The following is a 12,491-nucleotide window of genomic DNA, read 5'->3' as shown; positions in this document are numbered from 1 at the left end:
TCAAAGAATGTGGGGGGCGATATGTGCTGCAATCAACTCAATCGAACGCAGGGTATCCGGGTGCGAGGGTTCCACCGAATGCACCTGGAATGAAATATCCGTCGCGCGCGCCAGGACGGAATCGGCTTGCAGCGAGGCGAGTACGGTTTCAGGCGCACCAATATGTGCGTCAAACTGGCGGCGATAATCCTTTACGCTATCGCCTGTTACCTGATGTCCGGCCGCGCGATGCTGCTGAGCCTGTTTTGTCAGCCCGGGGGTTGCCACCGTTAACGCATAGTCATCACTGTCGGCAACGAACGCCGTACGCGAGGCCAGAATACGTGGCGCGACGCCCGCAGGCAGGGCATTCAGATAGGCATCAACGATCGGGTTCTGGATTTCTTCCAGCGTCAAATCCAGCCTGTCTGCCGGGCGGGGTTGCGTGCGTGAGAGCATCAGACCGTGCCCGGCCTGCGCCGCGCGAATGGCGCCCTCCACCGAGAAGGTCGCAATCCACACCCGCTGGTTAAGCTGTGGTGCGGGTGGGTAAAGATGATTGTCGGGATGGGTGAGCGAATCCCCGCCCCAGGCACTCTGGATCACATGCAGATGTTCAGCAAACACGGCGGAACGTGCTTCAAACGTCAGGCCAAACGGCAGGAATGAGGTCGGCGTGCCACCCGAGCCAAAGCCCACTTCCAGGCGGCCATTCGCCAGCAGATCCAGCACGGCGGCATCTTCTGCCACGCGCAGCGGGTTTTCCATCGGCAGCGTGATGATGGCGGTTCCCAGACGAATGTTGCGTGTATGCGCCGCCACATGCGCCAGAAATAACAGCGGAGAGGGCAGTCCGCCTTCGTGCTCATGAAAGTGGTGCTGCGCAATCCAGGCGCTGTCGAAACCGTGGCGCTCTGCGTGCTGTATTTGTTCTGTTGCCAGGCGATAACGTTCTTTTGGCGTGACGTCATCAAGCAGGCGGGTGAAAAATCCCAGGCGTTTTCGCGTCATGCGAACTCCTCCGTAACGGGTGAAAAATGGGGAATGGCGTCAATCAGTTCACGGGTGTAGCTGTTCTGCGGTGCGGCAAACAGCGCCTCTACTGCGCCATGTTCAACAACCTGGCCGCTACGCAGCACCGTCACGCTGTGCGCTATGCGGCGAACGGTCGCCAGATCGTGAGTGATAAAGAGATAGGTCAAACCCAGCTGTTGCTGTAACTGCTGGAGCAGGGCCAGGATTTGTGCCTGTACCGTGACATCCAGCGCCGAGGTGGCTTCGTCCAGCACCAGGATAGTCGGTTCAAGGATCAGCGCCCGCGCAATAGCCACACGCTGACGCTGCCCGCCGGACAGTTCGCGTGCCGTTCGGCTCAGGAGTTCTGCTGGCAATGCGACACGCCGGGCAACGCTCTCGACGCGCGTTTTACGTTCCGTTTTACTGAGACGGGCAAAGTTTTTCAGGGGTTCTTCGATTACCTCAAAAAGGGTTTGTCGCGGATCCAGTGACGCAAACGGGTTCTGGTACACAAACTGGATTTTCTGGCGCAGCTGGCGGCGCGCCTCATTGCTTAAGGTGGTGGCGTCGATATCGTCAATCACCACGCGGCCGCTGTCGGCCTGCTCGAATCCCAGTAAAATGCGGGCGAGGGTAGTTTTCCCGGAGCCCGATTCGCCCACCAGGGCGTGCGTGCTGCCGCGCGTCACGTCGAAACTAACCTGATCCAGAGCCTGAAGCTGATGGCCTTTACCCAGCGAAAATTGTTTGCTGATCCCCTGCGCGCGAATGGCTGGTGACGCCAGCGGTAAACCTGACACCGGGGCAATGGTTAGCCGTTGTCCCTGGAGATCGCTTAACAGCTGCTGAGTGTAGGCGTGCTGCGGTGCACGCACGATATCTGCCGTAGCGCCGTGTTCCTGCACCTCTCCGTGACGGAACACCAGCAGTCTGTCGGCGCGCTGTGCGGCAAGGGCCAGGTCGTGCGTGACAAACAGCACAGCCGTACCGGACTCGCGACGCAGCACATCCAGTAAATCGAGAATGCGCTTTTGTACCGTGACGTCCAGCGCGCTGGTCGGTTCATCGGCGATGATCACGTCCGGGCGCAGGGCAATAGCGATGGCAATCAAAACGCGTTGCTTCATTCCCCCGGAGAGCTGATGCGGGTACTGTTTCATGCGTTGTTGCGGGTGGCTTAACCCCACTTTGGTTAACAGGGCTAGAACCTGTTCATTCCGCTGGGCGGCAGTAATTTTCTGATGGAGCTGAATAATTTCCCCAACCTGCGCGCCGATGGTCTGAACCGGGTTCAGTGAGTTGCCTGGGTCTTGCGGGACAAGGCTAATCCGCGTGCCTCGCAGGGCATCGAGCCGTTTAGCAGACCAGAGGCTGATATCTTCACCATTAAGCAGAATGCTACCGCCATCGCGGCGGGCGTTGTCTGCCAGCAGGCCAATAATCGCCTGTGCGGTCGTGGTTTTTCCCGACCCGGACTCGCCGACAAATGCCAGCATTTCACCCCGTTTTAATGTAAAGCTGACGTTATGGACCACTTCACGCCACTGGCGACCGGTCCGGTAGCTGAGGCTGAGGTTTTCTACGCTGAGAACGGTCATACACGGCCTCCGCTGAGCTGCTGGCTGATGCGGTTGGTGGCAAGCACCACCGCGATGACGACAATGCCCGGGAAGGTGGTTAACCACCAGGCGGTGGAGAGATAGTTACGTCCCTCGGCAATCAATAATCCCCATTCCGGGACGGGCGGTGGCGTGCCGTAGCCAAGAAAACTCAACGTAGAGAGCGCCAGAATGGCCTGGCCAAACTGCAAAGTGGCAAATGCCAGCACCGCAGTAAGCGAATTGGGAAGAATATGTCGCCACAGCACGGCCAGGAATGTGCCGCCACTACCAAACGCCGCTTCGACATAATCGGTATGGCGAATACGGACCACTTCACCGCGAGCCAGCCTGGCGAAGCTGGCGATAGACGCCACCCCGACGGCAATGGCAGCATTTACGGTGCCAAAACCAAGCAGAATAATGACCGTCAGCGAGAGCAACAGGGATGGAATAGACAGCAGGACATCGACAAAGCGCATCAGCAACGACTCAACGCGTCCGGCAAACGCGCCAGCAATAACGCCAATCCCTGTTCCGGCCACGAGTCCCATGGTGACTGCAGCCAGCGCAGCGCTCAGGGAGTGTGATGCGCCGTAAATAATGCGCGTATAAACATCCCGGCCAAGCTGGTCGGTACCGAGCCAGTGGCCCGCCTGCGGCGCCAGACGTTGCGCTCCCGCGATGCCTTCAATCGGGCTGTAGTGGGTGAGCAGGCCCGGCGCAAAAGCGGCAAACGCGGCAAGCACAATCACGGCCCAGGCCAGCCATAATCCGGGTTGCCATGAAATACCAGGCAACCGGGGCACCCGTTTTCGTGCGGCCGCGGCGTAATCAACAAGACTCATTGCGCACCTCCGGTGACGGTTTGCAGGCGAGGATCGAACAGCGGCATCAGCAGATCCACCAGCAGGTTAATCAGGACAAACCCCAAGGCCGAAATCATCACTATCGCCTGGAGCACGGCGATATCCTGGTTATTTACCGCCTGCTGGGTCAGTTGGCCCAGGCCGCTGCGCCCGAAGACGGTTTCAGTAATAAGCGCCCCGGCAATCAGTTCACCCAGCAGCAAACCGGCAATGTTCAGCACCGGTAGCAGGGCGTTACCCGTGACGTGACGCCACAGAACGGCGGTTTCGCTCAGCCCTTTGGCACGCGCTACGGCCACAAATGGCTGGGATGCCACCTGGTCCAGGCTGCGCATTAAAATCTGTGCCAGCGGAGCAGAGATCGGAATGGCGACGGTCACGATCGGCAGGATCAGGCCTTGCAATGGCGTTGGGTTAATAACCGGGATCCACTTCAACTGGAATGAAAAGAGCTGGATTAAGGCGATACCCAGCCAGAATGTGGGCAGTGAGATAAACAGCACCGGCAAAGACTGTATGGTATTGCTGAGCCAGCGCAAACCCGGTAGGCGCGAAGCAAAAGCCAGTGCGAAAGCCAGCACCACCGCCAGCGCAAACGCCGGGAGCGCCAGGCTCAGGGTATCCGGCAGATTACTGGTAATCAGCTCACTGACCGGAACACCCGCCTGAAGCGAGTAGCCAAAATCCCCGTGTAACATGGCAAACAGCGTATGGCCATACTGCTGCCACAGCGGGCTGTCTGCCCCGTAAGCCACGCGCATCTCCTGAATTTGCGCCGGGCTTAAACCAAGATCAGGATTCTGAAATTTGATCAGCACCGCATCACCCGGCAGCACCTGAAGCAGCACGAACGAAAGGGTAAAGGCGGCCCATAACACCAGCAGCCCGTGGCCTGAACGTCGAAGCAGTGCGTGGCTCATGTTCGGCTCCTTAATGTTTCTCAATCCACGCGCCGTAGAATGACGGGCGGCCAACGGCTTCAAAGTTCACCCCTTTAAGCCACGGCGCACCGGCAAAGACCTGTGGCTCTTCGAAAATTGGGATCACGTAGGCGTTGTCCAGCAGGTAGCGCTGTGCATCTCCTGTCAGCTGAAGGCGTTTTTGCGGGTCCACTTCTGCGGAAATATTCACCAGCAGCTCGTTCAGCTTGTCATCACGGAAACTCTTAACCTTGTCGCTGGAACCGCCTTTTTGCAGCAGTGCATCGCGGTTAGCGGGGTAGAACATGCTTTTCACCACGTCCGGGTCAGCGCGGCCCACTTCAGAAACCGTCAGCGGTGTTTTTAACGGGTCGAGGTTATCCAGCGTGCGGCTTCCGGCGTCACCGGCTTTGACGCTCAGCGCCACGCCTACCTGGCGCCACTGCTGGGCTACCAGCTGTAATACCTCTTTGTTTTGCGGCTGCGGCAGGGACTCATAAATGGTCAGCGCCAGGCGTTGCCCGTCTTTGGCGCGGATCCCGTCGCTGCCCGCTTTCCAGCCGGCATCATCCAGTAATGCGTTGGCTTTGGCTGCATCGAAGGTCAGTTTGTCGCTCAGATCAACAAAGCCCGCGGCGGAACCGGCAATAACGGATTTTGCCTGCGGGTAATTGGGCGAGAAGAGGGTGTCGACCACCTGTTTCGCGTTGGTGGCATGGAGCAGCGCCTGACGGACGCGTACATCGGCAACCAGCGGGTTATCCGGGCGGAAGCTGATACTGTCGTTCACGCCCCGGGTCGGTGCGGCGTAAATGTGATAACCCTGGTCCGTAGCCTGTTTTTCGTCATATGCCTGCACCTGACGAATCAGATCTGCCTGGCCTGCCAGCAGGGCGCCAATGCGGACGCTGTCTTCCTGGGTGACAATAAATTTAATACCGTCGAGGTTGGCCGGGCCTTGCTGGGCCAGGTTTTTGGGCCCCCACTGATAGTCTTTACGCGCCCCGAGCGTCACTTCGCGCCCCAGCTTTTCGTCTTTCACCACAAACGGCCCGGAACCAATAATATGGCGGGCGTCACCCAGCTCTTCGAAATTACGCTTCAGCGTACTGAGCGACACCAGGCCCGAGCCGATGGTGGCGGTACCCTGTAAGAACCCCGGCGAAGACTTTTTAAAGAAGAACTTCACGGTGAGCGGGTCGACCACTTCGCTGTGATCGTAGTTGTTGATCACCTCAGAAACCGGCAGGCGCTGTGCCTTATTCCCCAGGCCATAGGTGTCGAAGTTTTTCGCCACGGCGGTAGCATCAAGCGGTGTGCCGTCAGAGAACGTGATCCCCGGGCGGATCTTAAAGGTGTATTCGGTTTTATCGGCGTTCGTGCTCCAGCTTTCCGCCACCCAGGGTTCAACCGCCAGCGTCTGCGGGTTCTGCCAGGTCAGTTTGTCGGTTATCTGATTCAAAATGCCGCCGTTAGGGTAAAAACCCCCGGCGGGCGGATAAAGGTTGGTATGCGCCTGTTGTTCCAGATAGATAAGCGTGCCGCCTTTAACTGGCGTATCAGCCGCGTAAGCCGCCGTGGTAGCCAGAATCAGCGCTGTCAGCAGCGGCAGACGAAATGGGGTTTGCATGGTGAATTCCTTTGTTATCTTCTTGTTAGCGTCGGATTAATCATCGGGCGCGGGGGAAAACAAGGGAACAAAGGAATTGAGATAAGGTTTGCCGGAAACTGAAAATGAAAACGCCCCATCAGCGGGGCGTTGAAAGCGAACTACACAAATTTAGCCAGCGGATCAGCGGCAGCAAATGCCACGGATTTATCTGCCGCAGGTGGGTAGATAAGTTCGTTAGTGATGGCGATTTTGATCTTCTTCGCCTCTTCACGAACAGACTTCACCTCCTGCTCCCAGCCTTCGGTATACACTGCGCCCCAGGCACCTAAATCGAGGCAGGTGACATAATTCACCTGGCGATAAGGATACGGCTCGAGGTTTAACAGGCTGGCCGCGGCGTTGTGCCCGGCAAATTTACCCAGCTGGATAGCGTGCTGGCAGGTCATCAGCGCCGTGTTGCCCACATCGTCGGTTTTGGCGTGCGCCATATCGCCAGTGGCGTAAATGTCCGGGTGAGCGGGCACTTGCAGGCTCTCTTCAACAATCAGACGCCCCTGATTATCACGTTCGCCTTCAATCTGCTGGTTAAGCGGGCTGGCTTCAACACCGGCCGTCCAGACCACGGTTGAAGACGGGATGCGCTCGCCATTTTTCAGAGTCACGCCGTCAGCATCGATGGCTTCGATTTCGCTACTCAGACGCCATTCCACACCCAGCGATTTACTCGCTTCTTCAATGGTGTTGCGCAGCGCTTCGCTGTAGCGACCACCGATAACCGCACCGCGTTCAACTACGATAACTTTAGTCTCTGTATCCTCACCAAAACGAGCACGAAGACGGGCAGGGAGCTCGGTTGCCAGTTCAATACCGGTAAACCCGCCGCCACACACGACAACGGTATTACGTGCCTGTGATGACGGGCGAGTCACCAGGGAATCGAGGTGTTTTTCGAATACCTGGGCGGATTCTAACTGGTCGATATCAAATGCATAGTCGGCAAGCCCGGCAATCGCAGGGCGGCGGGTCTGGCTGCCCGTGGCCAGTACCAGTTTATCGTAGGGGGCAGACAATGTAGCGCCGTTCGCATCACGATAAAAAACGGTTTTTTCTTCAGCATCAATGCGTTCAGCGCTACCGGCGATAAATGAAATACCCAGCTCGGCAAATAAATCGTTCAGCGGTGCAACCAGCGTGGACACCTTCTCTTCATAAAAGCGCGGACGAACGCGCAGCTCAGGGACGGGTGCCAGCACGGTAATCTTCAGGTCATTATCTTTTTCCATGTCGGCCAGGCGCGCCGCACTTACCGCTGCCCACATACCGGAAAAACCACTGCCCACAATTAAAATTTGCTTCTTCATATTCGATCCTTTTGATCGTCAGGCCGTATGTCTGACATAACTGCAACTATACTTGTCGCAGTTAACTACGACAACTTCTTTCTGAGTTAAAATTAAAAGTTGCCTGAAATCAGTTTGTTAAAGCAAAAGGGTGGTGAGAGGTGTTTTTCCTTTGAGGAACATCGCTATAATTACCCGGATTATTGACTTCGGAGTTAACCATGGCTTTTTACAGTTCCGGTGTGGAATATGGCATTCACAGCCTGATGTGTATGGTGGATGCGAAAGGCAACGAACGTGAGATGAGCGTCAGAGAGATGGCAGCCTTACAGGGTGTGCCATACGATTATCTGGGCAAAATTTTCACCCGATTGTCCCGCGCGGGTCTGGTGATCAGTACCGAAGGCAAGGGCGGCGGATTCAAGCTGGCTCGCCCGGCGGAGCTGATCACGGTGCTGGATGTGGCGCACGCCATCGACGGTGAAAAGAACATGTTTGAGTGCCGGGAAGTACGGCAGCGTCTGGCCGTATTTGATGAAACACCGCCTGCCTGGGTATGTGATGGGCCATGTGGTGTACGTTCAGTGATGGACAGCGCGCAGCAGAGAATGGAAGAGGAACTTTCGCGCCATACGATCCTCGATCTGGCCCGCAAGATGTTCCGTAAAGCGCCGGATACGTTTCAGATTGAAGTGCAGGAGTGGATTGCAGACAGGCGCAGTACGAACTGACACCTTCACGCCAGCCCTCTCCCCAAACATTGAGGAATCCCCACAAAAATACGAGCACGGACGGCTCCCTCTCCTTTTTGGGGAGAGGGTTGGGGTGAGGGGGAACATACAGCTCAGGTGGTCATTCCGTTCACTTTATGTTCCTTGCTACTCTGTCACTACATTACCGGTGAACGAGCCAGGGTAGCTCACCGCCGCTACCCTGGCGACCCGGGCTCCCGGCAAGAAAATCGCCGCTTCGCGGTACCCTCAGCTTATTCCTTTCGGCTTTCGGGTCGGGCGCGATGCAGCGTCCATGCAAGTCGCGCCCTCTCGGCGCATCCATGCGCCTCGCCCCGGCCTACAGGAAACGCTTCGGCGATTTTCGGCCGGACCATGGCACCGCTGTATGCCTTTTATTTCAATGGCGTAATGTCATCGCTGAATTAAAGACACAAAATACTGGGGAACCCTCAGCCCCAAAACAGTAGAGGGAAGGATATAGATTACGAACGTAAATCAATCACCATACGGCCGCGGATTTGCCCTTGTTCCATCTCTTTGAAGATGGCATTGATATCTTCCAGCGGGCGCATTGTTACTTTCGGAACAACTTTACCTTCGGCGGCAAACTGGAACGCTTCCAGCAGATCCTGGCGGGTACCCACAAGCGACCCCACAACCTGAATACCGTCCAGCACCAGACGTGGGATATCCAGGCTCATTGCTTCCGGCGGCAGACCGACGGCGACCACACGGCCACCCGCACGCACCGCATCCACCGCGGAGTTGAACGCCGCTTTTGCCACTGCGGTCACCACTGCGGCATGTGCGCCGCCGGTTTTCGCCTGGATAACCTTTGCCGCATCTTCGCTACGGGAATTCACGGTCAAATCAGCACCCATGCTGGCGGCCAGTTTCAGCTGTTCGTCATTAACGTCAATGGCGATGACTTTGGCGTTGAACACATTTTTGGCGTATTGCAGCGCGAGATTACCCAGCCCGCCGAGGCCGTAAATCGCAATCCACTGGCCTGGTTTGATAGAGGAGATTTTCACCGCTTTATAAGTGGTAACCCCGGCACAGGTAATACTGCTGGCGGCGGCAGAGTCGAGACCATCCGGGACTTTTACCGCGTAATCGGCGGTCACGATGCACTCCTGCGCCATGCCACCGTCTACGGAATAACCGGCGTTTTTAACATCACGACACAGGGTTTCGTTACCGGTATTACAGTATTCACAATGTCCGCAGCCCTCGAAGAACCACGCCACGCTTGTCCGATCGCCAACCTTCAGCGAGGTCACGCCCGGCCCAATCTCTTTCACGATACCGATCCCTTCATGGCCCAGAATAACCCCGGTTTTATCCCCAAAGTCACCGTTCTTAACATGCAGATCGGTGTGGCAAACGCCACAGCATTCCATCGTCAACAACGCTTCGCCGTGTTGCAGCGGACGCAGGGTTTTTTCAGCGATATTCACCTGATGATCGTGGGTGACAACAGCAGCCTTCATATGTTTCTCCTTATTCATTATGAGATTCTGCATAGCAGGTCCGGCGTATATGAGAATACGTCTTACTCCTTAAGGATTAGAGTTTTGCCGGTGTTATGCAAGGCCGCAGCAACATAATGTCATCATTTTATTCGGTTTTTGTTCATTAATGCGGCAAAACGGCATCAATCCCCTCAATATAGGGGGGGCGGTAAAAAACTGACAAAAAACTGTCATGATTCTGACATGAACCAAACGTAACGTGTTGTCTTCCTAATAACCGAAGAGTTAAAAGACAATGCATCTGGTGAAAAAACTTATCGCAATCAGCGTTCTCCTGTCCGCTTCCGTTCAGGCGCAAAACATCCTCGAATTCCCTCAGCCGGAGAACAACCCGGAAGAGTTCTATGCCGTTACGGAAATCCCCGCAGGCGGCATTATCAAATATGAAACCGACGCTAAAACCGGTTTTATCGTTGCCGACCGTTTCCAGTCCATGCCTGTGGCTTATCCGGCCAACTATGGTTCCCTGACGCAATCTCTGGCCGGTGATGGCGATCCGCTGGACGTAATTTTCTATACCCGTGCGCCAATGGCTCCGGGTACGCTCATCAAGCTGCGTGCGATTGGCGTGCTGAAGATGGTGGATGGCGGTGAGAAGGACGATAAAATCGTGGCGGTTCCGGCGAGTAAAATCGACCCGACTTACGACGATATCAAAGAGCTGAAAGACCTGCCGAAAATCGAAGTGCAGCGTCTGGAGTCGTTCTTCCGCGTCTACAAACAGCTGCCGGAAGGGCGCAAAAAAGTTGAGCTGAGCGGCTTTAACGATGCGGCGACCGCGAAGCAGGAAATTAAACAGGCATGGGATGCCTGGAAAGAGAAAAACCCGCAGTAATACTCTGGCCCGGCGGGGTTAACCGCCGGGCGCAGACTTACAGTTGTGCTTCCAGCTCCTCTATTTCTTTACGCCATTGCGCCTGCAACTGCGGCTTCTGATGCTTCGGCTTACGCGCTAAGTCCTCTGCAAGCAGTGTCTCCAGCGCCACCAGTCTTTCCAGCACATCGTCATACGGCGACGGTGTTTCGTCCCGTGGTAGCACGATATCGACCGGTTGTGTCAGCCCCGAACTTTCACGCAGACGCTCGAACACGGCGTCGGCATCGTGCCATTCGCTGAGCTTACCGTCTTCAATCAGCCAGAAACGATTGCAGCTCTGAGTGATTAGCTGTCGGTCGTGGCTAACCAGCAGTACGCCGCCTTCGAACTGTTGCAGGGTATCGGCTAGCGCTTCTTTGCCTTCCATATCCAGATGGTTGGTTGGCTCATCCAGCATCAGAAGGCTATAACGGGCGAGCGTCAGTCCGACAAACAGCAGGCGAGAGCGCTCGCCACCGCTAAGCGTGCTGACCTGCTGCCCATGACGCGCCCACGGGAAGCCCGCGCTTATCAGCGCCATTTTGCGATCCTGCGGGTTTGGCGCGAAGGGCTCCAGCGCGTCCAGCAGAGGGGCATCGTCCGGTAGCTGGTGTAGCGTCTGGTCGTAATAACCCGGCGCAAGACGTGGGTGGAGTTTCAGCGTATCCGTTGATTGCTCAGCACTACATTGCTGCCAGATAAGCTTCATCAGGGATGATTTTCCGCAGCCGTTACGCCCGATTATGGCAACCCGATCACCACTTTTCAGCCGTGCGATGTCCACCCTGAACAGGGCAGGTAAACCCGGCGCCGGAGGCACGTCGAGGTTATCCATTTCCAGCAGGCGGTCGGCCCGCAGCGCATCCCCCCGCAGGGTTAAGGTCCACTGGCTGCCGGCAGTGACTTCCGTCTGGCTCTCTTTGAGCCGTTCGACCTGTTTTTCCATCTGCTTGGCTTTGCGGGCGAGATCTTCGTTATCGTAAACCTTGCCCCAGGTCGCCAGCCGTTTCGCACTGGCCGCGACGCGGTCGATCTCTTTTTGCTCTGCTTTGTGGCGCAGGGCATCGCTTTCATCCTTCGCGACCAGCGCCTTGCGTGCCGCAGTACAGGGGAGCGCAAAGTAGTGCAGCGTTTTGTCGCGCAGGATCCAGCTGCCGTTGGTGACGGCATCCAGTAATTGCCTGTCATGCGATACCAGCACAAAGCTACCGGACCAGTTTTGTAAAAACTGCTCCAGCCAGAGCATTGTCGGCAGATCCAGGTGGTTGCTGGGTTCATCCAGCAGCAGAAGATCCGGCTCGCTGATCAACGCCCGCGCCAGCAACAGGCGGGTATGTTGCCCACCGCTGAGGGTAGCCGATTGCAGGGCGGTGTCCTGCGGTGTAAAGCCCATGCTGGCCAGCAGCGTTTCCGCTTTCCAGCGCAGGCTGTCACGTTCAGCTGCGGGTAACTGCGCCAGTACGGCATCGAGCATAGTTAGCGGGTAAATTGCTTCCGGCAGATGTTGTTCCACACGTGCCATCATGCAGTGCCCGGCCAGCGCGACAGTGCCCGCTGCGGGGGCGTCTGTGCCGTCCAGCACCTTCAGCAGCGTACTTTTACCGCAGCCGTTATCCCCCAGCAGGCCAATGCGGTCGCCTTTTTTCAGCGTAAAGGAGAGTGAGTCGAAGAGCGTGCCAAACGCTGTATCAACACGTAAAGATTGTGCAGTGAGTAAAGTGCTCATTTGTTGCTTACCCAAGAGTTACAGGCATGTTTATGCCTCGTCAAACATCGCTGACGATAACTCAGTAAGCCCGAGAGAAGGGATTTCAGGGATTGGTGTCTTCGCTCAAGCCGAAGTTATCGCAGCACGATACCGATAACGCTTGAGCTGGTGCGATCACCAAATGTATGTGAAACATTGAAAATTTCACAGTACAGCATAATTGGCCTCCTTATATATTCAGTGGGTTAATGGATGAAGGGAGTGTAGCGGGGAATGTCAGGCCCGGCAAGCGGGCGCTGAGCAAACGATGTGCCGGGTGGCGG

General features: G+C 56.4%; 10 protein-coding genes. 2 read left to right on the top strand and 8 right to left on the bottom strand.

The genetic code is table 11. From position 1 onward, the window contains the following. From N1249_RS11440 to N1249_RS11415, 6 genes are all read right to left on the bottom strand, one after another. Positions 1-990, bottom strand: coding sequence for a putative FMN-dependent luciferase-like monooxygenase (locus N1249_RS11440; RefSeq protein WP_259829346.1), 990 nt, complete (start codon positions 988-990; stop codon positions 1-3). Then, complete coding sequence (locus N1249_RS11435) at positions 987-2,594, bottom strand: ABC transporter ATP-binding protein (RefSeq protein ID WP_259829345.1); 1,608 nt, start codon at positions 2,592-2,594, stop codon at positions 987-989. Before N1249_RS11435 ends, N1249_RS11440 begins: the two co-directional genes overlap by 4 nt. Further along, positions 2,591-3,442 carry an ABC transporter permease gene (locus N1249_RS11430; RefSeq protein WP_259829344.1) on the bottom strand — a complete coding sequence of 284 codons (852 nt, stop codon included), beginning with the start codon at positions 3,440-3,442 and terminating at the stop codon, positions 2,591-2,593. The genes N1249_RS11435 and N1249_RS11430 overlap by 4 nt, the downstream gene beginning before the upstream one ends. Next, positions 3,439-4,383, bottom strand: coding sequence for an ABC transporter permease (locus N1249_RS11425; protein WP_259829343.1), 945 nt, complete (start codon positions 4,381-4,383; stop codon positions 3,439-3,441). The genes N1249_RS11430 and N1249_RS11425 overlap by 4 nt, the downstream gene beginning before the upstream one ends. Before the next feature lie 10 nt (positions 4,384-4,393). Next, positions 4,394-6,013, bottom strand: coding sequence for a TIGR04028 family ABC transporter substrate-binding protein (locus N1249_RS11420; RefSeq protein WP_259829342.1), 1,620 nt, complete (start codon positions 6,011-6,013; stop codon positions 4,394-4,396). Between the two features lie 140 nt (positions 6,014-6,153). Next, positions 6,154-7,356, bottom strand: coding sequence for an NAD(P)/FAD-dependent oxidoreductase (locus N1249_RS11415; protein WP_259829340.1), 1,203 nt, complete (start codon positions 7,354-7,356; stop codon positions 6,154-6,156). 200 nt (positions 7,357-7,556) lie between these two features. Between N1249_RS11415 and N1249_RS11410 the strand changes: the two genes are divergently transcribed. Beyond that, positions 7,557-8,066 (top strand): Rrf2 family transcriptional regulator, encoded by a 510-nt coding sequence (locus N1249_RS11410; protein ID WP_014070345.1) that lies wholly within the window; start codon positions 7,557-7,559, stop codon positions 8,064-8,066. A gap of 485 nt (positions 8,067-8,551) precedes the next feature. On the opposite strand, the gene adhP is transcribed toward N1249_RS11410, so the two are convergent. Continuing rightward, on the bottom strand, positions 8,552-9,562 hold the full coding sequence (adhP, locus tag N1249_RS11405; RefSeq protein ID WP_259829337.1) for an alcohol dehydrogenase AdhP: 1,011 nt from the start codon (positions 9,560-9,562) through the stop codon (positions 8,552-8,554). Positions 9,563-9,839: 277 nt separating this feature from the next. Between adhP and N1249_RS11400 the strand changes: the two genes are divergently transcribed. Further along, a complete protein-coding gene (locus tag N1249_RS11400; protein WP_259829336.1) occupies positions 9,840-10,439 on the top strand; it encodes an inorganic diphosphatase in 600 nt (199 codons plus the stop codon). Between the two features lie 37 nt (positions 10,440-10,476). Here the strand turns inward: N1249_RS11400 and N1249_RS11395 are convergent, their stop codons facing one another. Beyond that, entirely contained in the window at positions 10,477-12,186 is a 1,710-nt protein-coding gene (locus N1249_RS11395; RefSeq protein ID WP_259829334.1) for an ABC-F family ATP-binding cassette domain-containing protein, read from the bottom strand. Positions 12,187-12,491: the final 305 nt, after the last annotated feature.

This window comes from Enterobacter sp. CP102 (assembly GCF_025152625.1).
In the GTDB taxonomy this organism is placed as follows: Bacteria; Pseudomonadota; Gammaproteobacteria; order Enterobacterales; family Enterobacteriaceae; genus Enterobacter; species Enterobacter soli.
Note: the sequence above shows the minus strand (reverse complement) of the source record. Positions and strands in the feature narration are given on the sequence as shown.

Excerpts from the sequence above, each read along its gene's own strand:
- N1249_RS11440 (WP_259829346.1), bottom strand. The coding sequence starts at position 990 with ATGACGCGAAAACGCCTGGGATTTTTCACCCGCCTGCTTGATGACGTC.
- N1249_RS11435 (WP_259829345.1), bottom strand. The coding sequence starts at position 2,594 with ATGACCGTTCTCAGCGTAGAAAACCTCAGCCTCAGCTACCGGACCGGT.
- N1249_RS11430 (WP_259829344.1), bottom strand. The coding sequence starts at position 3,442 with ATGAGTCTTGTTGATTACGCCGCGGCCGCACGAAAACGGGTGCCCCGG.
- N1249_RS11425 (WP_259829343.1), bottom strand. The coding sequence starts at position 4,383 with ATGAGCCACGCACTGCTTCGACGTTCAGGCCACGGGCTGCTGGTGTTA.
- N1249_RS11420 (WP_259829342.1), bottom strand. The coding sequence starts at position 6,013 with ATGCAAACCCCATTTCGTCTGCCGCTGCTGACAGCGCTGATTCTGGCT.
- N1249_RS11415 (WP_259829340.1), bottom strand. The coding sequence starts at position 7,356 with ATGAAGAAGCAAATTTTAATTGTGGGCAGTGGTTTTTCCGGTATGTGG.
- N1249_RS11410 (WP_014070345.1), top strand. The coding sequence starts at position 7,557 with ATGGCTTTTTACAGTTCCGGTGTGGAATATGGCATTCACAGCCTGATG.
- adhP (WP_259829337.1), bottom strand. The coding sequence starts at position 9,562 with ATGAAGGCTGCTGTTGTCACCCACGATCATCAGGTGAATATCGCTGAA.
- N1249_RS11400 (WP_259829336.1), top strand. The coding sequence starts at position 9,840 with ATGCATCTGGTGAAAAAACTTATCGCAATCAGCGTTCTCCTGTCCGCT.
- N1249_RS11395 (WP_259829334.1), bottom strand. The coding sequence starts at position 12,186 with ATGAGCACTTTACTCACTGCACAATCTTTACGTGTTGATACAGCGTTT.